21 protein-coding genes, 1 pseudogene and 1 riboswitch are annotated in these 23,642 nt (G+C 69.6%); of the genes and pseudogenes, 18 read left to right on the top strand and 4 right to left on the bottom strand.

The window, feature by feature from the left end; genetic code table 11:
• The 9 genes from FE811_RS27550 to xrtE all read left to right on the top strand — a co-directional run.
• On the top strand, nucleotides 1-1,186 hold a 1,186-nt coding region (locus FE811_RS27550), incomplete at its 5' end, for a hypothetical protein (protein WP_181180893.1).
• Complete coding sequence (locus FE811_RS18660) at nucleotides 1,183-1,791, top strand: hypothetical protein (protein ID WP_140848392.1); 609 nt, start codon at nucleotides 1,183-1,185, stop codon at nucleotides 1,789-1,791. The genes FE811_RS27550 and FE811_RS18660, both read left to right, overlap by 4 nt.
• A 233-nt stretch (nucleotides 1,792-2,024) precedes the next feature.
• Nucleotides 2,025-2,774, top strand: a complete 750-nt coding sequence (gene map / locus FE811_RS18655; RefSeq protein WP_140848390.1) for a type I methionyl aminopeptidase — start codon at nucleotides 2,025-2,027, stop codon at nucleotides 2,772-2,774.
• 369 nt (nucleotides 2,775-3,143) lie between these two features.
• Nucleotides 3,144-4,898 carry an alkaline phosphatase gene (locus tag FE811_RS18650; RefSeq protein WP_036754336.1) on the top strand — a complete coding sequence of 585 codons (1,755 nt, stop codon included), beginning with the start codon at nucleotides 3,144-3,146 and terminating at the stop codon, nucleotides 4,896-4,898.
• A 67-nt stretch (nucleotides 4,899-4,965) separates the two neighbouring features.
• Entirely contained in the window at nucleotides 4,966-5,442 is a 477-nt protein-coding gene (locus FE811_RS18645) for a hypothetical protein (protein WP_052095854.1), read from the top strand.
• Nucleotides 5,443-5,451: 9 nt separating this feature from the next.
• The gene (locus FE811_RS18640; RefSeq protein ID WP_140848388.1) at nucleotides 5,452-6,138 is read left to right on the top strand and encodes an ABC transporter ATP-binding protein; all 687 of its coding nucleotides are present in this window, start codon (nucleotides 5,452-5,454) and stop codon (nucleotides 6,136-6,138) included.
• A complete protein-coding gene (locus FE811_RS18635; protein ID WP_140848386.1) occupies nucleotides 6,135-7,406 on the top strand; it encodes an FtsX-like permease family protein in 1,272 nt (423 codons plus the stop codon). Before FE811_RS18640 ends, FE811_RS18635 begins: the two co-directional genes overlap by 4 nt.
• Nucleotides 7,407-7,693: 287 nt before the next feature.
• Nucleotides 7,694-7,921 (top strand): hypothetical protein, encoded by a 228-nt coding sequence (locus tag FE811_RS27545; RefSeq protein WP_036754346.1) that lies wholly within the window; start codon nucleotides 7,694-7,696, stop codon nucleotides 7,919-7,921.
• Complete coding sequence (gene xrtE, locus FE811_RS18630) at nucleotides 7,918-9,606, top strand: exosortase E/protease, VPEID-CTERM system (RefSeq protein WP_181180892.1); 1,689 nt, start codon at nucleotides 7,918-7,920, stop codon at nucleotides 9,604-9,606. The genes FE811_RS27545 and xrtE overlap by 4 nt, the downstream gene beginning before the upstream one ends.
• Before the next feature lie 119 nt (nucleotides 9,607-9,725).
• Here xrtE and FE811_RS18625 read toward each other — a convergent pair whose 3' ends face one another.
• Together FE811_RS18625 and aceB are read right to left on the bottom strand one after the other, a co-directional pair.
• Entirely contained in the window at nucleotides 9,726-11,333 is a 1,608-nt protein-coding gene (locus FE811_RS18625) for an isocitrate lyase (RefSeq protein ID WP_219848900.1), read from the bottom strand.
• A 123-nt stretch (nucleotides 11,334-11,456) separates the two neighbouring features.
• Nucleotides 11,457-13,079 (bottom strand): malate synthase A, encoded by a 1,623-nt coding sequence (aceB, locus tag FE811_RS18620; RefSeq protein ID WP_140848382.1) that lies wholly within the window; start codon nucleotides 13,077-13,079, stop codon nucleotides 11,457-11,459.
• Nucleotides 13,080-13,213: 134 nt separating this feature from the next.
• Here aceB and FE811_RS18615 point away from each other — a divergent pair, with 134 nt between their 5' ends.
• The 6 genes from FE811_RS18615 to FE811_RS18590 all read left to right on the top strand — a co-directional run bounded on the left by FE811_RS18615 (nucleotide 13,214) and on the right by FE811_RS18590 (nucleotide 19,061).
• The gene (locus FE811_RS18615; protein ID WP_140848379.1) at nucleotides 13,214-14,647 is read left to right on the top strand and encodes a short-chain fatty acyl-CoA regulator family protein; all 1,434 of its coding nucleotides are present in this window, start codon (nucleotides 13,214-13,216) and stop codon (nucleotides 14,645-14,647) included.
• 61 nt (nucleotides 14,648-14,708) lie between these two features.
• Nucleotides 14,709-14,908, top strand: a riboswitch (cobalamin riboswitch).
• 93 nt (nucleotides 14,909-15,001) lie between these two features.
• The gene (locus FE811_RS18610; RefSeq protein ID WP_140848377.1) at nucleotides 15,002-16,009 is read left to right on the top strand and encodes an ABC transporter substrate-binding protein; all 1,008 of its coding nucleotides are present in this window, start codon (nucleotides 15,002-15,004) and stop codon (nucleotides 16,007-16,009) included.
• Complete coding sequence (locus tag FE811_RS18605; RefSeq protein ID WP_140848375.1) at nucleotides 16,006-17,055, top strand: iron ABC transporter permease; 1,050 nt, start codon at nucleotides 16,006-16,008, stop codon at nucleotides 17,053-17,055. The genes FE811_RS18610 and FE811_RS18605 overlap by 4 nt, the downstream gene beginning before the upstream one ends.
• A complete protein-coding gene (locus FE811_RS18600; protein WP_072461257.1) occupies nucleotides 17,052-17,822 on the top strand; it encodes an ABC transporter ATP-binding protein in 771 nt (256 codons plus the stop codon). Before FE811_RS18605 ends, FE811_RS18600 begins: the two co-directional genes overlap by 4 nt.
• A 12-nt stretch (nucleotides 17,823-17,834) precedes the next feature.
• A complete protein-coding gene (locus FE811_RS18595) occupies nucleotides 17,835-18,263 on the top strand; it encodes a pseudoazurin (protein ID WP_140848373.1) in 429 nt (142 codons plus the stop codon).
• A gap of 15 nt (nucleotides 18,264-18,278) precedes the next feature.
• Nucleotides 18,279-19,061 (top strand): class I SAM-dependent methyltransferase, encoded by a 783-nt coding sequence (locus FE811_RS18590; protein WP_140848371.1) that lies wholly within the window; start codon nucleotides 18,279-18,281, stop codon nucleotides 19,059-19,061.
• 72 nt (nucleotides 19,062-19,133) lie between these two features.
• Here FE811_RS18590 and FE811_RS18585 read toward each other — a convergent pair.
• Nucleotides 19,134-19,875: pseudogene (locus FE811_RS18585) on the bottom strand (hypothetical protein).
• Between FE811_RS18585 and FE811_RS18580 the strand changes: the two are divergent.
• The gene (locus tag FE811_RS18580) at nucleotides 19,799-20,521 is read left to right on the top strand and encodes a LysR substrate-binding domain-containing protein (protein ID WP_370362686.1); all 723 of its coding nucleotides are present in this window, start codon (nucleotides 19,799-19,801) and stop codon (nucleotides 20,519-20,521) included. The pseudogene FE811_RS18585 and the gene FE811_RS18580 sit on opposite strands and share 77 nt — an antisense overlap.
• On the opposite strand, the gene FE811_RS18575 is transcribed toward FE811_RS18580, so the two are convergent.
• Nucleotides 20,503-21,885, bottom strand: coding sequence for a short-chain fatty acyl-CoA regulator family protein (locus tag FE811_RS18575; RefSeq protein ID WP_140848367.1), 1,383 nt, complete (start codon nucleotides 21,883-21,885; stop codon nucleotides 20,503-20,505). The two genes, FE811_RS18580 and FE811_RS18575, sit on opposite strands and share 19 nt — an antisense overlap.
• A gap of 118 nt (nucleotides 21,886-22,003) precedes the next feature.
• Between FE811_RS18575 and FE811_RS18570 the strand changes: the two genes are divergently transcribed.
• On the top strand, nucleotides 22,004-22,405 hold the full coding sequence (locus FE811_RS18570) for an acyl-CoA thioesterase (protein ID WP_140848365.1): 402 nt from the start codon (nucleotides 22,004-22,006) through the stop codon (nucleotides 22,403-22,405).
• Nucleotides 22,392-23,642: MmgE/PrpD family protein (locus FE811_RS18565; protein ID WP_140848363.1), on the top strand; the 1,251-nt coding region annotated here is incomplete at its 3' end. The genes FE811_RS18570 and FE811_RS18565, both read left to right, overlap by 14 nt.

Below are 23,642 nucleotides of genomic sequence, written 5' to 3'. Positions count from 1 at the left end.
CGCGGACCGCCGCCAGCGGGACCGGGATCGCGGCCGCGACCGCCGGCGCGAGCGTTCCGAAAGCGATGCCGACCGCCGGCGCCGCCGCCGTCAGGAGGAAGAGCGCCGCCAGCGCGAACGGCTGGACCGGGCGGTGCGGGCGATCCAGCCGCAGGTCCAGCAACTGGCGCGGCGCGGCGTCTCGCGCCTGGGCCTTGGCGCAAGGCTGACCTTCTGGCGGCTGCGCTATCGCCTGACCTCGCTGGAACGGCAGGGCGATTCCATCGTCGCCCGGATCAACCCCTCGTCCCCCGCGGGGCGCATCGCGCAGCTCAGCCCGGCGCGCATCGGCCGGGCACTGGAGCCGATCCTGCGCGAGGCCGAACGGCTGTTCGAGCAGGAGCGGGCGTCCAATCCCGCCGTTCGCGCCCAGTCGGCCGAGCTTGAGCGGCAGATGCGCGAGGGCCGCGAGGTCACGGCCGGCGCGGGCCTGAACGAGGCCGATGTCGTCTTTGCCGGGCGCCGGTTCCTGTCCGCTCCGGGCCAGTTGCCCCTGCCCTTGGGCCGGGCAAGGTTCGGCAGGTTCTCGGGGCCGTTCCACGCCTCGATCAGCATGCCGGGCAGCCGGCCGGCCTATATCCGCGACGTGCGGCGTTCCTCGATGCTGTTCCAGGCGAATGCGCCCGCCTACGAGGGGTTCCGGGCCGAACATCTCGACAGCCCTGACGCGGGCCAGCTGCGCAACGTGGTGGAACCCATTCGCGCGCCGGGCCAGCTTGCGGCGCGCGCCACCGCCCGCTCATTGGAGGAACGCGGCATGATCGACCCGCGGCTCGAGGCCGCGCGCGGCGAATATGCGCCGATGGCGCCGCGCGGCGCCTCGGTCGCCGCCGACCAGGACTTCCGGGGCCGCCAGGACAGGGGCAGCTTCACCCGCGGCCAGATCGCGAGTGCCCGCCAGGCCCGCCACAGGCGCACCGGCAATATCTTCAAGCTTCTCGACCGGGTGCTTCAGCAGCAGGCCGGCGCCATGACGGTGCTGGGCGAGGACCAGGCCCTGCGCGACCTTGCGCAGGCGTTTCGTTCATGGGCATTATCGAACGTAAGCCGCGCAGGCCGCCGCGCCTCGACCCCGGCCGAGCAGGCGGCGGCGGCGCAGCAGCTCATCGCCAGCATGGTCGCCTTCCTCAGGAGCCGATACCCATGACCCAGAGCCAGGATGACGACGACCTGCTTTCCTTCGGCAGATATGTCGCGCTCGAGGACGACCTCGACAAGGTCAGGCAAGGCGCGTTCGAGGCGATCCGGCTGCTGAATGCGGAAACGCCGCTGGACCTTTTCACGGTGCCGGACATGGCGGGGGATTCCGCGGGCACGATCCGCTGGATGGAGTCGCATGACCCCGAGCTTCTGGTGACGCTCACGCTCGACCGGACCAACCGCATCGCCCATGTCGATGCCCAGGCCAGCGACCCCGAGGCCGCCGCCGCGATCCTGCAAGCCTTCGACGCGACCGCAGCCTATGGGACGCTGGACCAGCATCTTGCCCTGCTGGCGCGTGACGACAGCGAGCGGCAACTGGTCCGGGTGGCCCTGGCGGCCGTGGGGCAGGACTACGACCAGCGGGTCGCCGATGCCTTTGCCAAGGCCTTCGCCTCGCCACTGGCGGGGCACAGGAGGGCGGCGACCTATGCGGTCCGCGTCCTGGGATGGCCCGTGCTGGCCGAGACGCTGGCCAAGGCGGAGCCGGACGAGCCGGACGGGGAGTTGCGGCGCCTGATGCGCGCCGTCCTCGATCACAGCGCGCCCTGAAGGCATCCCGTCCCCTGCAACCCGCAAAGCCGCTTTGGCCGGAACCTGCAAAGCCCGCGCGGCTGGCCGCAGCGAAAACCGCCATCCCGCATTCCGAGTGGGTATTCCCCCTGAACCTCCCGGAAGCATCTGGCGAGGTTCGGCGGAGCCCCGTAGGATGGGCGATGCGGGGGATGCCGGCGCTTCCCTGCCGGCCTTGGCCCATCCATCCGTGCCTCAAGGGAAACCACTGCATGACGATCACCAACCAGGACGAACTCGACGGGCTGAGGGACATCGGCCGGATCGTCGCCAACACCATGCAGGCCATGGCGAAGGCGCTAGAGCCCGGCATGACCACCGGCGAGCTGGACGGGATCGGCCGCGCGCTGCTGGAACGCGAGGGCGCCGTCCCGGCACCGCAGTCCACCTATGGCTTTCCCGGCGCGACCTGCATCAGCGTGAACGAGGAAATCGCCCATGGCATTCCCGGCGACCGGGTGATCGCAGCGGGAGACCTGGTCAATATCGACGTCTCGGCCTCGAAGAACGGCTATTTCGCCGATACCGGGGCGACATATCGCATCGCGCCCGTTCGGCCCGCGCTGGACCGGCTGTGCCGCGACGGCCGGCGCGCCATGCAGATCGGCATCGCCCAGGTCGGCAGCGGCCGGCCGCTTGCCGGCATCGGCAGGGCCATCGGCCGCTTTGCCGCGGGGCGCAGCTACACGCTGATCCGCAATCTCGCCAGCCATGGCGTCGGGCGGTCGCTGCACGAATATCCCGAGGAAATCCCGACCTGGCCCAGCCGAACCGAGAAGCGCCGCATCGACAAGGGGCTGGTGCTGACCGTCGAGCCGTTCCTCTCGGCCGGCGGCCTCTGGGCGACCGAGGGGGATGACGGCTGGACGCTCTACAGCCAGCCCCCTGCCCCGGTGGTGCAATATGAGCATACGGTGGTGGCGACGGATCGCGGGGCGATCGTCGTCACCCTGCCCGGCTGACCATCCCGACCCCTTCTCCGCAGGAACCGACGGGTCGGCGGCAGCGGAGGCATCCATGCATCCTGCGCACCGATGGCCTTGCGGATCGGACTTGCCGCGATGCGATGGCGCAGGGGCAGCCCCCTGCCCGGCATCCGCCACCGGACCCGTCCGCCTGCAAACCGAGTGCCACGGGTTCTCCGACCATGCCGGCTCGGTCAAATCGATATGATATAACATAATGAAACGGCTGGGATTTCGCCGAAAATCGCCCCTTTCGGGAAGATTGCGCCGCCACCCAGCCATTCTGTCACGTTCGCGCCACAGAAGGGGACTAGGCCGCCCTTGCGGGAAAACCCTCCGTTTTTTCGAAACCCACAAGAGGCGATCATGCGAAATCTGTTTGCGATGCTTGCGGCAACGACCTTTCTGACGGGCGCCGCCCAGGCCGCCACGATCTATCCGCTCGACCGGGCGACGATCTTGGTGAACTCTCCCTTCGATTTCAAGATCGAGCTGGACGAGGTTCATCCCGAAGGCGACCTGGCCGTCACCGTGAACGGCAAGCCCTATGCCGAGGTCTTCGGCAAGCCGGCCGAATTCGTGGCCGAGGAAAAGGGCGAGGACGACGCGGCCCTCGGCTCGGCCCTGATCCTGCGCGACCTGGCGCTGGCCGAACCGGGCCAATACACGGTCGAGGTCAAGGCCGGCAACGAGATGAAGTCGGTGACTTGGGAGGTCTATTCCACCGCCGAGACCGCCAAGGCGAAGAACGTCATCTTCATCCTGGGCGACGGCCTGTCGGTGGCGCATCGCACCGCGGCGCGGATCATGTCCAAGGGCATGACCGAGGGCAAGGCCAACGGCCGCCTGGCCATGGACGACCTGGACCACATGGCCTTCATCGGCACCTCGTCCACCCATTCCATCGCCACCGATTCGGCCAACACCGCCTCGGCCTACATGACCGGCCACAAGAGCCGCGTGAACGCGCTTGGCGTCTATGCCGACCGCACCCCGGACAGCCTGGACGACCCCAGGGTCGAAACCATCGCCGAGGCGCTGCGCCGCACCACCAACAAGGCGATCGGCGTCGTCTCGACCTCGGAACTGCAGGACGCGACCCCGGCGGCGGTCGTGGCCCATACCCGCAAGCGCGCCGACAAGGCCGAGATCGTCGGCATGTTCCACGACGTCCAGCCCGAGGTCATCCTGGGCGGCGGCTCGGCCTATTTCCTCAAGGCCGACATCCCCGGCTCGAAGCGCAAGGACGACAAGGACTATATCCAGCTGTTCAAGGATGCCGGCTATGCGCTGGCGACCAGCAAGGACGAACTGGCCGCGGCGGCGGGCAGCAATGCCGGCAAGCTGCTGGGCCTGTTCCACACCGGCAACATGGACACCTGGCTGGACCGCAACCAGCTGAAGAAGGGCACCGTCGACAAGTTCCCCGACCAGCCCGGCCTGGTCGAGATGACGAAATCGGCGCTGGACCAGCTGTCGAAGAACCCCGACGGCTTCTTCCTGATGGTCGAGGGCGCCTCGATCGACAAGATGTCCCACCCGATGGACTGGGATCGCGCCGTGGTCGAGACCATCGAGCTGGACCAGGTCGTGGCCCTGGCCCGCGAATTCGCCGAGGCCAACCCCGACACGCTGATCGTGGTCACGGGCGACCATACCCATGGCGTCTCGCTGATCGGCACCATCGACGACAACCGGCCCGGCGACGAAATGCGCCAGAAGGTCGGCGTCTATGACGAGGCGGGCTTTCCCGACTATGTCGATGCCGATGGCGACGGCTATCCCGACTCGGTCGACGTGGCGCGGCGCTTCGCGATCTTCGCCTCGAACTATCCCGACCATTACGAGACCTGGGGTCCGAAGCTGGACGGCCCGTTCCAGCCGGCGGTGCAGAACGAGAACGGCGAATATGTCGCCAACGAAGCCTACAAGGATCTGCCCGGCGCGGTCTTCCGCGAAGGCAACCTGCCCAAGGACAACGACACCGCCGTCCATGCCGTGGACGACATCGTGCTGCAGGCCGCCGGCCCCGGCGCCGAGGCGTTCAAGGGCTATATGGAGCAGTCCGACGTCTACAAGATCCTGGCCGACGCCTTTGCCCTCGGCACCGTGCAGAAGTGAGCCTTGCGGCCTGTCCGGGGTTTCCGCCCCGGACAGGCCGAACCGTATTCCTTGCCGGAGATGCAGGATGACCCGTCCCCAAGACCCGATCCGTTTCCGTCCCGACCGCCGGGCCTGCCTGGGCGGGCTGGCGGCGCTGCTGGCCCTGGGCGCCCCGGTCCCGGCGCTGGCCCGCGCGCCCGCGCTGACCTTCGACGAGCTTTATGCCTCATACGGCGTGCTGGGGCTGGAGTTCTCGGACAAGGTCAAGCTGCTGACCGGCAAGACGGTCAGCATCCGCGGCTTCATGGCCCCGCCGCTGAAGGCCGAGGCGCAGTTCTTCGTCCTGTCCGAGATCCCGATGGCGCTTTGCCCCTTCTGCTCGTCCGATGCGGACTGGCCGGACAACATCGTCGTGGTCTACCTGGACCGGCGGCAGACCTTTACCCAGCCCAACCAGATGATCGAGGCAGTCGGCCGGCTCGAGCGCGGCTCCTGGATCGACCCCGAAACCGGCTTCGTCAGCCAGCTGCGGCTGCGCGAAGCGCGCTATGCCACGGTCTGAGATCGCATCATGCCCTGCCTGCACCTCGACGCTGCCGAAGTCTCGTTTCCCGGCCTGCCCGCGCCGGTCCTGCACATCCCGCGGCTGGACATCGCCGCCGGCAGCCGGGTCGCGGTGATCGGCCCCTCGGGGTCGGGGAAATCCACGCTGGTCAATGTCATCACCGGCCTGGCCCGCCCGACCCAGGGCCGCGTGTTCTGGGACGAATGCGACATCGCGCAGCTTTCCGAAGGCCGCCGCGACCGCTGGCGCGGCGCCAATATCGGCCTGGTCATGCAGGATTTCCACCTGTTTCCGGGGCTTTCGGCGCTGGAGAACGTGCTGCTGCCCGCCCAGCTGGCGCGCGTGGCGGACGGCGCCATCCGGGCGCGCGCGGCCGCGCTTCTGTCCCGCGTCGGCCTGTCGCGGCCGGACCAGCCGGTCGAGACCCTGTCGCGCGGCGAGATGCAGCGCGTCGCCGCCGCGCGCGCGCTGCTGCGCAATCCCGGCGTGATCGTCGCGGACGAACCGACAGCCAGCCTCGACCCCGAAAACGGCGCGGTCATCGCCACCCTGCTGCTGGAACTGGCCGCGCAGACCGGGGCGACGCTGATCGTCGTCACCCATGACCAGCGCCTGATCTCGCGCCTGCCGCGCCGGATCGCCATGGCGGACGGCACCGTCCGGTCGGACAGCATGGAGGAGGTGCGGCCATGATCCGCTTTGTCCTGGCCGACCTGAAGCGGCTCTGGGCCGGTTCCGTGGTGATCGTCCTGCTGGTCGCGCTGGCGGTGGCGCTTGGCGTCGGCGTCAGCTTGCAGGAACGCGCGCTGCGCCTGGGCAGCGCGCGCGCCGCCGAGAAGTTCGACGTGATCGTCGGCGCGCCGGGCAGCGAAACCCAGCTGGTGCTTTCGGCGGTCTTCCTGCAACCGGCCGCCCTGCCCCTGATGCCGGGCGAGGTGCTGGCCGAGTTGAACGACGATCCGCGCGTGGAATGGGCCGCGCCGGTGGGTTTCGGCGACTTCCATGCCGGCTACCCGATCGTCGGCACCACCACCACCCTGATCGAGGGCACCGCGGGCGGCTTTTCCCAGGGCGGGATGTTCAGGACCGAGGGCGAGGCCGTCGTCGGCTCGGCCGTCCCCCTGCAACCGGGCGAGACGGTCGTGCCGACCCATGGCCAGGTCGAACAGGGCGGGCACGAACACGAAGGCATCCGGTATCGGGTCAGCGGCCGGCTGAACCCGACCGGCACGCCCTGGGACCGGGCGATCCTGGTGCCGATCCAGGCGGTCTGGCATGTGCATGGCATGGGCCTTGAGCCCGATCAGGACCACGACCACGACCACGCCGGCCCCGACGCCGCGCATGAGGACGAGGAGACGCATGAACATCACGGCATGGATGCCGACGCGCCCCTGGACGAGGACTGGCATCGCGGCGCGCTGCCCGGCCTGCCGGCCATCCTGGTCAAGCCCAAGACCATCGCCGACGCCTACCGGCTGCGCCAGGATTATCGCGCGGACGGCCGGACGCTTGCGGTCTTTCCGGGCGAAGTCCTGACCGGGCTTTACGCGACGCTGGGCGATGCCCGGCAGGTGCTGGCGGTCATCGCGGCCGGGACGCAGCTTCTGGTCGCGGCGGCGCTGCTGATGGTGACGGTGATCCATGTCGGCCAGCGCCGGCGGCAGATCGGCGCATTGCGGGCCTTTGGCGCGCCGCGGGCGGCGGTGTTCGGGATCGTCTGGCTTGAACTGTCCGTGCTGGTCGGGCTTGGCATCCTGCTGGGCTATGGCGGCGGCTACCTGGCCGCCAGCCTGCTGTCGCGCGCCTTCGCCATGCAGCGCGGCTTCAGCCTGCCGGTCGGCTTCACGCCCGAGGATGGCGCGATGCTGGCGATCCTTGTCGCGGTCGCGGCGCTGCTGGCGGCGCTGCCGGCCTGGCTGGCCTATCGCCAGTCGCCGGCAGCCGCCCTGCGCAACTGAGCGCCTGCACCCCGGCAACCCCAATCAGCGCAGAGACCGGCCTGCCGCGGATCATTCCGGCCGGCCGCGACACCGCAAGGCATCACCGCCGCAGGCGGAACCCATCGCAGGCTCGCCGCGCCTGCGGAAAATGCGCCCCGAACTGCCGCCCTGACCCGAAACAGGCCGGCAGAACAGCGGAAACCTGGCGATTCTGACAGGTTGCCCCTTTTCCTTGCATGATGAATTCTTGGTCAACGACGCTCTTGTCCGGCTGTCGCGTTTCCTAGGTATTTGGGTCCGTTTCGATGTTCTATGTTGCGCTTTTGGTCCTGCTGACCCTGTCCGCCGCCGGCACCCACCTCGCGCTGGCCGATCCGTCGGAAAGCCATGGCGGCCCCGCCCATCCGACAAGCCCCACCGCGCCCCACAGCGTCCCCGAGATCGACCTGTTCGCGGGCGCGTCGGTCCTGATGATCGCGGTGATCGTCGCGCTTCTGCTTTGGGAGTGGCGCCGGCGCTCGGTCAACCCGTGACCGACAGCGCCGACCCCTCGGGCCCGGCGGCGGTTGGCGGCGCCGGGCCGGATCATGGGCAGGCGGGAGCGCCTGCGCCGAAAGCGCCGTTCCTTGCAAGCGGCTGGCGCAGGCTCGGCCTTTTCGCCGCCCTGCTGCTGGGCGAGCTGCTGATCGTCGCCTTCTGCTACCAGTTCCTCGTCGAGATCGAATGCACGGATTTCCAGACGCCGCAAGCCTGCCTGGCGCTGCGCGAGGGGCTGGGACGGCTGCTTGCCCTGGCCCTGCTTACCGGACTGGCGATGACCGCGCGGCCCCAGCTTTTCGGCTTCCTGGGCGCGGGCGGCAGCGGTGCGGGCCGCCTGTCGCCCGGCGCCGCGACGGCCGCCATGCTGGCAGGGCTGGCGATCATGCTGCTGCCGGCGCTTTGGGGCGACATGAGCGCCAGCCTGGCGCCGCTTGCCCTGGCCCTTGCGGCGGGCGCCGCCGTTTCGGTTGCGGCGGCGCTGGCCGGGACCGCGCCCATCGCCTGCTGGCTTTCGGTGCTTCGCCGGGGCGGCCCCTGGCTGTGGGCGGCCATGGGGATCGCGCTGCTCTCGCCGGAACTGACCGGTCTCTTCAACGGCACCTGGGGCTGGCCGCCCCTGACCGCCGCCACATTCGAGCTGGTGCTGCGCCTGCTTGCCCTGCTGCCGGGAAGGGTCTCGGCCGCCCCGAACGAGATGGTGATCGGCTTTGACGATTTCCTCATCCGCGTGGGCGACCCATGCTCGGGGATGCAAGGCTTTGCGCTCATCACCCTGGTGATGGCCGGCTTCATCGCGCTCGAGCGGCGGCGCCTGCGCCTGCCTCTGGCCCTGGTGCTGCTGCCGATCGGGCTGCTGGCCAGTTTCGGCCTGAACGTGCTGCGCATCGCGGTCCTGATCTGGATCGGGGCGCGCATATCGCCCGACCTCGCGGTCAATGCCTTTCACAGCTATGCGGGCTGGCTGCTGTTCACCTTGCTCAGCATCGGGATGGTCGGCGCGGCGCATCTGGTGCCGGCGCTGTGGCGGGGCGAAAAGGCCGGCCCGGCCTTTGGCGCAAGGACGGCCGCATTCCGGCACGATCCGGTCAGCGCGATGCTGGTGCCGCTGGTGGTATTGCTGCTCTCGGGTCTTTTCGTATCGACGTTCTTCACCAATCCCGAAGCGGCCTATCCCTACCGGGTGCCGGCGATGTGCGCGGGGCTGGTCCTGTTCCTTCCGGTCTGGGCCGGGCTCGACTGGCGCGTCGATCCGCTGCCCCTGCTGGTGGGCGTCGCGGTGGGCGTCATGTGGATTGCCGCCGGCGTCGCCGCGGGGGGCGAGGCGCCCCCGCCGCCCTTCGCCGGGCTGGGGCTTGCGGCGGCAAGCTGGATCGTGCTGCGCCTGGCCGGCACCGTGCTGCTGGTGCCCCTGATCGAAGAGGCGGCCTTCCGGGGCTATCTGCTGGGCCACCTGCTGAAGCTGCCCGGCCCGGCCGGACAGGCAGGCGCCGTGCTGGTGTCCTCGGCCGCCTTCGCGCTGCTCCATGACAGCGGCGCGGCGGCCTTCGTCGCCGGGCTGGCCTTTGCCCTTGTCTACAAGCGCCGCGGCAGGCTGACCGACGCGGTATGGGCGCATGCGGCAGCGAACCTCGTGGTCTTTGCCGCCGCGGCGGCCAGCGGCAACTGGGCATTGATCTGAACAAGGACGCGCCGGGCGGCACGGTAAAAGCGCCGCCCCCGAAGGACCAGGGGCGGCGCAAGCAGGCCGGGGCCGATGAGCGAATCCACCGAAGGCAGGCGGCCGCGGCCTGATCCGGCCTATTCGGCGGCGAACTGGTTCATGGTATTGGCATGACCGCCCGCCTTCAGCGCGCGCTCGCCCGCGACCATCTCCTTGAAGCTGTCGCCCAGGTCCGAGCCGACCTCGTGCTGATGCCTGACCGCCGAGATGCCGCGGCGGATCTCCTGGCGCTGCACGGTCCTGACATAGGCCAGCATCTTTTCCTCGCCGAAATAGCCGCGGCTGAGTTCGTCCACCGACTTGGCGGTCAGGTGGAAGGTCGGCAGCGTGATCAGGTTGTGGAACACGCCGGCGCGGGCCGAGATGTCGGTCTGGAAGCGCTGCAACCGGGCGTCGGCCTCGCGGCCCAGGTCGGTATCGTCGAAATCGGGCTTCATCAATTCGTTGCCGTCGGGATAGTCGGCCTCGCCGATCCGGCCCTCGGCCAGCCATTGCGCCCGCACCTGCTTGCGCAGGTTCAGCGTCCAGTTGAAGCTGGGCGAGTTGTTATAGGTCAGCTTGGCGTTCGGCACCGCCTTGCGGATCTCGGCCACCATGCCGGCGATCTCGTCCACGTTGGGCGTGTCGGTCTCGATCCACAGGAGGTCGGCGCCGCCCTGGGTCAGGCTGGCGATGCAATCCTCGATCACCCGCTCGCGTCCAGTGCCGTCACGGAAGGGGAAAAGCCCGTTCGGCAGCCGCGCCGGCTTCACGAATGCGCCGTTCTGGTAAAGCGCCAGCTCGCCCTCGCGGATCGGGTTCGCCTCGGTGATCGGCTCGACCTTCAGCCATTTGATGTATTCCGCGGCCAAGTCGCCGAGGCGCTGGCTGACCGGCACCTTCTGGGTCAGCCCGGCGCCCAGGCTGTCGGTGCGGGCCACGATGACGCCGTCATCGACGCCAAGCTCCTCGAAGGCCAGGCGGCAGGCGCGCAGCTTCTCGATGAAATCCTCGCGCGGGACGGTGACCTTGCCGTCCTGGTGGCCGCATTGCTTGGCGTCCGAGACCTGGTTCTCGATCTGCAGCGCGCAGGCACCGGCCTTGATCAGCTCCTTGGCCAGAAGATAGGTCGCATGTTCATTGCCGAAGCCGGCGTCGATGTCGGCGATGATCGGCACGACATGGGTTTCGAAACCGTCGATCGCAGCGATGGCCTTCGCCCGCTCGGCCTCGGTCCGGGCGGCCTTGAGATCCTTGAACAGGTCGTTGATCGCCACCTCGTCGGCCTGGCGCAGCGAGACGTAGATCTCCTGGATCAGGTCGGCGACGGCGGTCTTTTCATGCATGGACTGGTCGGGCAGATGGCCCCAGCGGTTGCGCAGGCCCGCGACCATCCAGCCCGACAGATAGACATAGGTGCCCCTGGCCGTGCCGCGCAGGCGCTTGACCGCCTTGATCATCTGCTGGGCGTGAAAGCCCGACCAGCAGCCCAGCGACTGGGTGAACTGCGCGGCATCGGCGTCATAGGCCGCCATGTCCGCGCGCATCACGCCGGCCATGTCGCGAGCGATGTCCAGATGCGTGTCATAGGTGTTCTGCAGCCGCAGCTGCACGATGTCATCGACCGAAACGCCACCCGGGGTTCGACCGGAGGGGTAGCGGGACGACACCTCGGCATGGATTTCCGAAAAAGTCTTTCTGCTCATGATGCTTCCTTTCAGCAGGGTCGGTTCGGGGATCGGCAGCCGCGGTTTGCGGCAAGGCGGGGCATCCGGGGGGAAGCGGCCCGCCAAAGGGGGAAAGCGTGCGGATCGGGTCCATGGAGGGCCTCAGTCCAGCGCGTTCAGCACGTCATAGGCCGGGACGGTGATGAAATCGGGCAGGGTCTCGGCCGTCGCGGCCTCCTGCACGATGCGCGCGGCGCTGGCGTAATGGCCGCGATGGAACCCGTTCGGGCCCAGCCGGTCGAGGATGCGGACGATCTCGGCCTGCATCAACTCGCCCAGCCATTCGGCGGTCAACCGGCGCTCTTCGCCGTTCTCCAGCACGACGGGGGCGCCGTGGCGCAGCCATTGCCACAGCTGGGCGCGGCTGATCTCGGCGGTGGCGGCATCCTCCATCATGTTCTGGATCGGCACCGCGCCGCGGCCGGACAGCCATTGCGCCAGGTATTCGACGGCGACCTGGATGTTCAGCCGCACGCCCGCCTCGGTGATCCGGCCCCGATGGGGTTTCAGCAGCATGGCGGGCTCGATGCGCCATTGCTGGCGCGGCTTGCGGATCTGGTTCGGACCGGGCATGGCGGCGTCGAAGACCGCCTGCGCCACCGGCACCAGGTCGGGATGCGCGACCCAACAGCCGTCGAAGCCCATGCCGACCTCGCGCTGCTTGTCGGCGCGGACGCGGGCAAAGGCGGCCTCGTTGGCCTCGGCATCGCCCCGGACCGGGATCGCCGCCGACATGCCGCCCATGGCATGGATGCCGCGGCGATGGCAGACCTTGACCACGCGGGCGGCATAGGCGGCCAGGAAGGCATTCTCCATCCCGACCTGCGCCCGGTCGGGCAGCACATAGGCCGGATGATTGCGCAGCGTCTTGATATAGCTGAAGATATAGTCCCAGCGGCCGCAGTTCAGCCCGGCGATGTGGTCGCGCAGTTCCCAGACGATCTCGTCCATCTCGAAGGCGGCGGGCAGGGTCTCGATCAGCACGGTGGCCTTGATCGTGCCCTGCGCCAGCCCCATGCGGTCCTGGGCAAAGGCAAAGACCTCGTTCCAGAACCGCGCCTCGCCATGGCCCTCCAGCTTGGGCAGGTAATAGAACGGCCCGCGCCCGGTGGCGGCCAGCGCCCGGCCGCAGTGATAAAGCGACAGGCCGAAATCGAACAGCGCCGCCGAGACCGGCTGGCCGCCGATCAGCACATTCGCCTCGGGCAGGTGCAGTCCGCGCGGGCGGAGGATCAGCAGCGCCGGGCGGGGGCCGACGCGATAGCTCTTGCCGGTCGCAGAGTCGTCATGCTCCAGCGTGCCGTCGCGATAGTCGATCAGATTCGCCTGCCCGGCGATGATATTGGCGAAGCTGGGGGCGGTCGCGTCCTCGAAATCGGCCATGAAGACCCGGGCGCCCGAGTTCAGCGCGTTGATCATCATCTTGCGATCCACCGGGCCGGTGATCTCGACCCGGCGATCCTCCAGCGCGGGCGGAACGGGGGCGGCCTGCCAGATGCCCTGCCGGATCTCGCGCGTCTGCGGCAGGTAGTCGGGCAACTCGCCCCGGTCGATGCGCTCCTGCCGGCGGGCGCGGGCGACCATCAGCGCATGCAGCCGCAGGCCGAAGCGGGCCTGCAATGCGGCGACGAAACCCAGCGCCTCGGGGGTCAGGACATGATCCGCGCCCGGCACGGCGCGCAGGACGACGGGCGGAAGCGGTGGGGCATTGCGGTCGAGCGGCATGGCGGCCTCCTGTGATTCACGGCGCAATGTCACAGTAGTAATGTCATGCTGCATGTGCATTATTGCTTTGAAAACAACGGGTGTTGCGGTCAGTCTTGTCACCGTGCAGCCGCAGAACTTGTAAGGTTTGTCACATGGCCCGAGGCGAGAAACTGATCATCGGCCAGCGCCTGCGCGTGCTGCGCCAGTCGCTGGGGCTGACCCAGGCGCAGATGGCGGCCGAGCTGGGCGTCTCGGCCAGCTATGTCACGCTGATCGAATCCGACCAGCGCCCGGCCTCGGCGCGCTTCCTGATGCGGCTGGCCGAGGTCTATGACATGAACATCGCCGAACTGGCACCCTCGACCGACGCGCAGCTTGCGGCGGATTTCGCCGCGGCGCTGAAGGATCCGGTTCTGGAGGCGGGCGCACCGTCCCGCGCCGAGATCGAGGCGGTGCTGCAAGCCTCGCCGCGGATCGCGGCGGCCTTCGTGCGGCTGCATGACAGCCACCGCCAGGCGCTGCTGCAGCCGCAGGCCGACGACAACCCGCTGACCGACCGCGACAAGGTCGAGGCGCTGGCCGGCACCTCGCGCCCGGTCGATGCGGTGCGCGGCTGGTTCTATGCCCGGCGCAACCATGTCGATGCGCTGGACCGTGCCGCCGAGGCGCTGGCCGAGGAACTGGCGCTGCACCGCAACGAGCCGCACATGGCGCTGACCGGCCGGCTGGCCGCGCATGGCATCGCTGTGCGCATCCTGCCAGCGCCGGTCATGGGCGAGCAGCTGCGCCGCTTCGACCCGCACCGGCGCGAGCTGATGCTGTCGGAACTGCTGGCGCAATCCAGCCGCCGCTTCCAGATCGGCGTGCTGCTGGCGCGGCTGGAGCAGGAACCGCTGATCGCCCGGTTGGTCGACGAGGCGGGACTGGCCGACCCGCCGGCCGTCGCGCTGATGCGGGTGAGCCTGGCGAATTACTTCGCGGCGGCGCTGATGATGCCCTATGCCCGCTTCCTCGCCGCCTGCGAATCGGCGCGCTACGATGTCGAGCTGCTGGGCCACCGCTTCGGCGCCAGCTTCGAGCAGACCGCGCATCGCATGTCCACGCTGCAACGCCCCGAGGCGCGGGGCATTCCGTTCTTCTTCGTGCGGGTGGACCGGGCCGGCAACATCTCGAAACGCTTCAGCGCCGGGCGGTTCCCGTTCTCGCGCTTCGGCGGCACCTGCCCGTTGTGGAACATCCATGCCGCCTTCGAGACGCCAGAGCGGGTGCAAACCCAGGTCATCCGGATGCCTGAGGGCGCCAGCTATTTCTCGATCGCGCGCACGGTGACGCGGGCCGGCGGCACCCATGGCGCGCCCGCGCAGCGGCTGGCGATCGGGCTGGGCTGCGACGTGGCCTATGCACCGCGGCTGGTCTATGCCGACGGCATCGATCTCGACCGCAGCCGGCCGGTGGACATCGGTCTGAACTGCTATCTCTGCGAGCGGCCGGATTGCTCGGCCCGCGCCCATGCCCCGATCAACCGCCGCCTGCGCGTGAACGAGCGCGAGCGCAGCCTGGCCATCTTCAGCTTCGAGGAGGGCTAGGCGCCCGCCGGCAGGCCGTGGCCGGGCGCCCATGCTGACGCTTGCCAGCGCCCGCGCCGGCAGCTAGGGAGAGCGCGTCGGTTTCCGCAAGGAATTGAAAGGGAATCCGCCGGGGTCGCAAGGCCCCGAACCGGAACTGCCCCCGCAACTGTAGGCGGCGAGCAGGATGCGAAAACGCCACTGTGGCCCCGTGCCATGGGAAGGCCGCATCCCTGCCGTGACCCGCCAGTCAGGAGACCTGCCGACGACGTTTGACCAATCCGAGCGGGTCGGCTCGGGAGGGGTTGCGACCGGCATTGGCCCGGTCTCCATCCGCTCATCCGGCCTGTTCATGATGTAGCGGAAGGAAACATCATGCTGAGGCTCACCACGGCGATCATCGCCACATCCACCCTGGCGCCGATGGCGCTGGCGGGCACCGAATACCCGCTGACCCTGACCAGCTGCGGCCACGAGGTCACTTTCGACAAGGCGCCCGAAAGCGTCGTCAGCGTCGGGCAAAGCACGACCGAGATCCTGTATATGCTGGGGCTGGCCGACAAGGTGGCGGGCACGGCGCTGTGGATCAACCCGGTCCTGCCCGAATTTGCCGAGGCGGACGCCAGGGTCGAACGGCTGGCCGACAGCGCCCCCAGCTTCGAAAGCGTGCTGGCCAAGAAGCCTGGGCTGGTGGTCACGGCCTATGAATGGATGATCGGCCCGCAGGGCGCGGTCGGCACGCGCGAGATGTTCGACGACGCGCAGATCCCCAGCTGGATCATGCCGACCGAATGCGTCGGCAAGGACAATACGCAAAGCATGGACGGCGCGCGCTCGGTCCTGTTCGACACCGCGCTGCTTTACCAGGGCATCGAGGAACTGGCGGCGATCTTCGACGTATCGGAGCGCGGGGCCGAGGTGATCGCCGACCTGAAGGCGCGCGAGGCGGCGGCGGTCGAGCGGGCGCAGGCGCTGGACCTGCCCGAGGGCGTGTCGGGCCTGTTCTGGTATTCCTCGGCCGAGATCGAGATCGACCCCTATGTCGCGGGCGCCAATGGCGTGCCGGGCTGGATGCTGTCCAAGCTGGGTGTGCAGAACGTCGTCGCCTCGCCCGAGGAATGGCCGACCGTCGGCTGGGAAACCATCGCCAAGGCCGGCCCGGCCTTCATCGTCGCGGCCGAGATGAACCGCCGCCGCTTTCCCGCCGACGACATCGCCGTCAAGCGCGATTTCCTGACCTCGGACCCGGTGACAAGCGAGATGGAGGCGGTGAAGAACGACCGCATCCTGACCATGCCGGCCAATGCGATGGACCCCTCGGTGCGCGCGATCTACGCGCTGGAATCGCTGGCGGACTCGCTGGCCGGGTTCGACCTGCAATGAGGCCGCGCGCCGCGACCCGCAGCACGGGGCGCAATCGGGGCTGGCTGTGGCTGGCCCCCGCCGTGCTGGTCGCGGCGCTGCTCTTCGGCACGGCGGTGGGCGAGACGCGCATTCCGCTGGCCACCGTCATCGAGGTGCTGGCGGTCAAGGCCGGGCTTGGCTCGGCGGCGCTCGACCCGATCGACGCCAGCGTGATCTGGCATTACCGGCTGTCGCGGGCGGTGGTCGCGGCCTGCGGCGGCGCAAGCCTGGCGCTGTCGGGGCTGATCCTGCAGGCGCTGCTGCGCAACCCCCTGGCCGAGCCCTATCTGCTGGGGATTTCGGCCGGGGCCTCGACCGGGGCGGTCACGGTCGCGGTGGCGGGGATCGGCGCAAGGCTGCTCAGCATGTCGGCGGGCGCCTTTGCCGGGGCGCTGACCGCCTTCGCGCTGGTCGCGGCGCTGGCGCGCGCCGCCGGCGGCGGGACCGGGATGCGCGGCGCCGGGGTCATCATCCTGGCGGGCATCGCCGGCTCGCAGATGTTCAACGCGCTGACCGCGCTGATCATCGCGCAATCGGCCAGCGCCGAGCAGGCGCGCGGCATCATGTTCTGGCTGCTGGGCAACCTGTCGGGCGTGCGCTGGCCGGACAGCTGGGTCGCGGTGCCGATGGCGGCGCTGGCGCTGGGGGTCGGGCTGTGGCATGCGCGCACGCTCGACGCCTTCGCCTTCGGGGCGGAAAGCGCCGCGTCGCTTGGCATCGACCTGCGGCGCACGCAGGCGCTGCTGATCGGCACGGCCTCGCTGGCGACGGCAATCATGGTCTCGATCGCCGGGGCCATCGGCTTCGTCGGGCTGGTGGTGCCGCATGCGATGCGCATCCTCGTCGGGCCGCGCCATGCCAGGCTGGTCCCGGCGACGGCGCTGGCGGGGGCGGTGTTCCTGGTGCTGTCCGACGTCGTCTCGCGCATCGTCATTCCCGGCCAGGTGCTGCCCATCGGCGTCATCACCGCGTTGGTCGGCGCGCCTGCCTTTGCCGTGGTCATGATCCGGGGCCGGCAGCGATGACGCCCATCCTGGAAGCCGTCGGCGCCAGCCATGCCGTGCGCGGCCGCGAGATCCTGTCCGACATCAGCCTGCGCCTGCATCCGGGCGAGACCCTGGGCCTGATCGGGCCGAACGGGTCGGGCAAGTCGACGCTGATGGGGCTGATGGCGGGCCTGCTGCGCCCGAGCCGCGGCGAGATCCGGCTGGAGGGCCGGCCCATGGCCCGGCTGGGGCGACGGCAGATCGCGCGGCGGCTGGCGCTGGTCGCGCAATCGGCCGAGACGGCCGAGCGGATCACGGTGCGCGACGCGGTGGAGCTGGGCCGCACGCCTTGGCTTGGCCCGCTGCGGCCATGGGGCGCGCAGGACGACGACGCCGTCGCGGCGGCCCTCGACGCCGTGGACATGGCGCATATGGCGGGACGCGACTGGGCCTCGCTTTCGGGGGGCGAGCGCCAGCGCGTCCATATCGCGCGCGCCCATGCCCAGGCGCCACGCATCCTGCTCCTGGACGAGCCGACCAATCACCTGGACATCCATCACCAGATCGCCATCCTCGACCTGGTCGCGCGGCTTTCCGTCACCACCGTCATCGCGCTGCACGACCTGCATCACGCCTTGCGCTGCGACCGGGTCATGGTGCTGCGCGCGGGCCGCTGCGTGGCGCTGGGGCCGCCGATGGAAATCCTGACCCCGGCGCTGATCCGCGAGATCTTCGCGGTCGAGGCCGAGATCATCCCCCATCCCCGCGGAGGCCGGCCGGTCTTCGCCTTCCAACGCCTTGCCTGAAAGGACATCCCAATGCTGCTTCGCGCCGCGCTTCTTGCCTGCCTGCTGCCCGCCGCCGCCCTGGCCGAACTGCATGAGGTCAGGATGCTCAACCGCAACGACACCGGCCCGATGCCGTTCGAGCCGGACTACCTGGTGGTCCGGCCCGGCGACACGGTCCGCTTCCTTGCCACCGACCCCGGCCACAACGCCGCCACCATCGCCGGCATGATCCCCGAGGGTGGCGAGAAATTCATCGGCAAGATCAACGAGGAAATTGAGGTCACGCTGGACGCCGAGGGCATCTGGGGCATCAAATGCTCGCCCCATTACACCATGGGCATGGCGATGCTGATCCAGGTCGGCGACAGGCCCGCGACCGAGGCCGACCTGCCCGACGACCTGCCCGAAGCCGTTCGCCAGAGGATGCTGGAAATCCTCGGGCGGCGGAAAGCGGACTGAGCCGCGGCCGGGACCATGCGGAACCGTTCGGTCAAGGACGACATCCGCGACTATTGGAGCCACCGGGCCGAGACCTATGACCAAAGCCCCGGCCACGGCCTGATGGCCGCGCGCGATGCCGCCGCCTGGCTGGCGCTGATCCGGCGTCACCTCGGCCCCGGCGAAGGCCGCCTTGCGCTGGACCTGGGCTGCGGCACCGGCGCCATGTCGCTGCTGATGCGGCAGGCGGGCTTTGCCGTCACCGGGCTCGACTTCGCCGGCCCGATGCTCGAGCGCGCGCGCCGCAAGGCGCAGGAGGCCGGCGCCCGCCTCGGCTTCATCGCCGCCGATGCCGAGAATACGCTGGAGCCGGACGGCCGCTACGACGTGATCATCGCGCGCAACCTGCTGTGGACCCTGCCCGCGCCGCAGGCCGCGCTTGGCGACTGGTTCCGCATCCTGAAGCCCGGCGGGCGGCTTCTGGCCATCGACGGGGACCATGCCCGCCAAAGCCTGATCGAGCGCGCCCTGCCGCGGCTCGACCGGCTGCTCGGCAGGATGCAGGACAGCCATAGCCTGGTGACGCCCGCGCAATGGCGCGACCATGGGCGGATCATGGCGCAGCTGCCCTTTGGCGCCGGTCTGCGGGCGCGGGACGCCGCCGATCTGATCGGCGGTGCGGGCTTCACCGATCTGCGGCACGAGAACCTGCGGGCGATGCACAGCCGCCGCTGGCCCCTCTGGTCCCGCGCACGGCTTGCGGCGCTTGACCAGCACCGCTTCGCCGTTTCGGGCAGCAAGCCGGGGCCTGGACAGTGACCGCCGGCCTGCCCACCGGAGAGCCGCGATTGTCCCCGAAAACGCCGCCACGGGGAAGAAGCCGGGGCAGTCTCAGCCCTGCGCGGCAGAGCAGCCGCAGCCGGCCGGCTGGGACCGCCCCCTCGCCTCGACCGGCAGGGGCGCCAGATCGCCCTTGCGCAGCGCCCTTGCCGCCGCGACCAGGTTCTTCAGCGCCGCCTCGGTCTCGGGCCAGCCGCGGGTCTTCAGCCCGCAATCGGGATTGACCCACAGCCGCTCGGCCGGGATCACGCTGGCCGCCTTGCGCAGCAGGGTGATCATCTCGGCCTCGGGCGGCACGCGGGGCGAGTGGATGTCCCAGACGCCGGGGCCGATCTCGTTCGGATAGTCGAAATCGCCGAAAGCGCCCAGCAGCTCCATGTCCGAGCGCGAGGTCTCGATCGAGATCACGTCGGCATCCATCGCGGCGATGGCGGGCATGATGTCGTTGAACTCGGAATAGCACATATGGGTATGGATCTGGTCTCGTCCGCAACCGTGCTGGCCGACAGCCGGAACGCCTCGACCGCCCATTGCAGATAGGCGTCCTGATCGGCGCGGCGCAGCGGCAGGCCTCGCGCAGCGCCGGCTCGTCGATATGGATCGCCTTGATCCCGGCGGCTTCCAGGTCGGCCACCTCGTCGCGGATCGCCAGCGCGATCTGCCGGCAGGTCCGGGCGCGGGGCTGGTCGTCGCGGACAAAGGACCACTGCAGGATCGTGACCGGCCCGGTCAGCATGCCCTTCAGCGGCCGGTCGGTCAGCGACTGCGCATGGGCCGCCCAGGCCACCGTCATCGGCGCCGGGCGCGCCTTGACCGCCGGGTCGTGGATGCGCGTCGCATGGCGGCGCGAGAGGATGCGGGTGGTCGCGCCCTATCTGGCGGCCTGGCCGGACGTGGACCTGGACCTGCGCAGCGCCTTTCGCTTTGGCGGCATCGCGGCGCTTCTGGGGCACGAGATCGACCTGCTCATCACCCCCGACCCTCTGGCGCTGCCGGGCATCGCCTATGCCGCGGTCTTCGACTATCAGCTGGTGCTGGCGGTGGCGCAGGACCATCCGCTGGCCGGCCGCGACCATGTCGAGCCCGGCGACCTGGTGCCCGTGGCGCTGATAACCTATCCGGTCGAGCCGACGCGGCTGGACATCTTCACCCGCTTCCTGGTGCCCGGAAATTGCCTGCCGCGCCAGCACCGCAACGTCGAGACGACCGAGATGATGCTGCAACTGGTCGCGGCCGGCCGCGGCGTCAGCGCCGTGCCGGACTGGTTCCTGCGCGAAGAGGGCGCGGGCCTGCCGGTCCGCGGCCTGCGCATCGGCGCCGGGCTGGAAAAGTCGATCCACCTGGGCACCCGGCGCGGCGAGGAGGCCACCGGCTACATCGCCGGCTTCCTGGACCTGGCCCGCCGCGCCGGGCCGCGGCCTCAGCCGCCGCTGGAATAGGGGGCGAAACGGGCCTCGGCGGTGCTGACGGCCAGCGGGCGGCCGACCATGGGAAAGGCGCGCTGCGGGCAGGCGGGACGCTCGCACACCTTGCAGCCGGGGCCGATCCGGGTCGCAAGCGCGGGGTTCTTCAGGTCCAGCCCGCGCGCATAGACCAGCCGGTCGGCATGGGCCAGGTCGCAGCCAAGCGCCACGGCGAAGGTCTTGACCGGGGCGCCGAAGCCGCCCTGGCCATGGCTGACCATGCGCGCGATCCACAGGTAGCTGCGCCCGTCCGGCATCTGCGCGATCTGGCGCACGATCTCTCCCGGCCGGGAAAACGCCTCGTAGACGTTCCACAGCGGGCAGGAGCCGCCGATGCGCGAAAAATGGAAATCCGTCGCCGATTGCCGTTTCGAGATGTTCCCGGCCCGGTCCACGCGGATGAAAAAGAACGGCACGCCGCGCGCCTCGGGTCGTTGCAGGGTGGACAGGCGGTGGCAGGTGGTCTCGAACCCCACGCCGAAGCGGCGCGCGATCAGGTCGATGTCATAGGCCACGGCCTCGGCCTCGCGCAGGAAGGCACCATAGGGCAGGACCAGCGCGCCCGCGAAGTAATTCGCCAGCCCGATCCGCAGCAGCGCCTGGGCGTCGGGGGCCAGCCCCGGATCGCCCGCAAGCCGGGCGATGGTTTCGCCCTGTTCCAGGAAGGCCAGCTGCGTGGCGATCTGGAAGGCCTGCTGCCCCTCGGTCAGGTGCGGCGCCAGGTGCAGGATGCGCGCGCCGGCGTCAAAGCGGCGCAGGCTGCCCGCGTCCAGCGCGATGCGGATGCCGTGCCGCCCGGCCAGCCGGTCGATCAGCCCCGCCACCATCCGCCCCGGCGGCAGGGCCGAGCCGATGGCCGCGGCCGGGGTCTCCAGGTCCGGGACATGGTTGCGGCGGTCATAGAACCAGTCGCGCACCGCCTCGAAGGCGGCGGGGGTGGCGGCGGCCTGCGGCTCGGTCAGCCGGCCCGCCAGCAGGTCGGCGCGCTCGGCGGTCTCGCGCAGCCGGGCCTGCATGGCGATGATGGCCCGCGCGATGCCGGGCATGTTCGAAGCCAGTTCCCGCAACTCCGCCGTCGCCGCCGGCGCGCCCTGGTCGGCCAGCGCCGCGCGCAGGTCGGTGATCAGCCGCGCCTCATCGGCATCCGAGAACAGCTGCACGTCGAGGCCGAAGGCGCCGTTCAGCCTGAGCAGCACCGGCACGGTCAGCGGGCGCTGGTTCTGCTCGATCTGGTTGAGATAGCTGGGCGAAATCCCCAGCGCCCGCGCCAAGGCCGCCTGGGTCATGCCGCGTTCCTCGCGTAAGCGGCGCAACCGGACGCCCATATAGCTTTTCGTCATCTTCACAACCTTCGCAATTTGCAGGCGCAGCCTTCGCAGATCAACGCTTTTTCAGTAGTTTAACCGGAGATGCGCCTTGTGGATAGATGGCTTTGCCAATTTTGCGAAGGCAGGAACGATGGGCACAGAGACCCGCATGGTCGAGATGATCTTTCCCGATGCCGCGAACCATTACGGCACGCTGTTCGGCGGCAATGCGCTGGCCCTGATGGCCAAGGCGGCCTTCATCGCCGCCACCCGCCACGCCGGCGGCTCGGTCGTCATGGCGCGCTCGGAGCGGGTGGATTTCACCACCCCGATCCGCGTGGGCGAGATCCTGGACCTGACCGCCCGCGTCATCCGCACCGGCCGCAGCGCGATGACCGTCGAGGTGCTTGGCCTGGCCCAGGCGACGACGGGCGCGGCCGAAAGGCAGGCGCTCTCGGGCCGCTTCGAAATGGTGGCGGTGGATGCGCATGGCCGTCCGCTGCCCATCGCCCAGAACATCACCAGCGAAGGACTGACCCATGATCACCCATGACCTGCGGACCTGGAAATCCGCCGAACACCTGCCGCGCGAACAGCAGCTGGCCTGGAAGATCGCCGAGGTGGCGGCCGACCCGGTGGCGGTGGAACCGGCCGTGACCGAGATGATCGTGAACCGCATCATCGACAATGCGGCGGTGGCGGCGGCCTCGCTGGCGCGGCGCCCGGTGGCCTCGGCCCGCGCGCAGGCCCTGTCGCAGGCGCTGTGCCATCCGTTCCAGCGCGGCGCCACGGTCTTCGGCATGACCGACGCCACCCGCGTCAGCCCGGAATGGGCGGCCTGGGCCAATGGCACCGCGGTGCGCGAGCTGGATTTCCACGACACCTTCCTGGCCGCCGACTATTCCCACCCCGGCGACAACATCCCGCCCATCCTGGCCGTGGCGCAGCATTGCGTCCGCTCGGGGCGCGACCTGATCCGCGGCATCGCCACCGGCTACGAGATCCAGGTGAACCTGGTGCGCGGCATCTGCCTGCACGAGCACAAGATCGACCATATCGCCCATCTGGGACCCTCGGCCGCCGCCGGCATCGGCACGGCTCTGAACCTGCCCGCGCAGACCATCTACCAGGCGGTGCAGCAGGCGCTGCACGTCACCACCACCACCCGGCAAAGCCGCAAGGGCGAGATTTCCAGCTGGAAAGCCTATGCCCCCGCCTTTGCCGGCAAGATGGCGATCGAGGCGGTGGACCGGGTGATGCGCGGCGAAGGCGCCCCCAGCCCGGCATGGGAGGGCGAGGACGGCTTCATCGCCTGGCTGCTTTCCGGCCCCGAGGCCCGCTACCAGGTGCCGCTGCCGGGCCAGGGCGAGGCCAAGCGCGCCATCCTCGACACCTACACCAAGGAGCATTCGGCGGAATATCAAAGCCAGGCGCTGATCGACCTTGCCCGCCGGTTGGGGCCACAGATCGGCGACCTGTCGCAGGTGGACGGAATCGTGATCCACACCAGCCACCATACGCATCATGTCATCGGCACCGGCGCCAACGACCCGCAGAAGCTGGACCCCAAGGCCTCGCGCGAGACGCTGGACCATTCCATCATGTATATCTTTGCCGTGGCGCTGGAGGATGGCGGCTGGCACCACGAACGCTCCTATGCCCCGCAGCGCGCGCAGCGCCCCGAAACCGTGGCGCTGTGGCACAAGATCACCACCGTCGAAGACCCCGAATGGACCCGGCGCTATCACGCCCGCGACCCCAGGGAAAAGGCGTTCGGCGGCCGCGTCGCG

The organism is Paracoccus sp. FO-3, from assembly GCF_006386455.1.
GTDB classification, from domain to species: domain Bacteria; phylum Pseudomonadota; class Alphaproteobacteria; order Rhodobacterales; family Rhodobacteraceae; genus Paracoccus; species Paracoccus versutus.
This window is presented reverse-complemented; position numbering and strand designations above follow the sequence as displayed.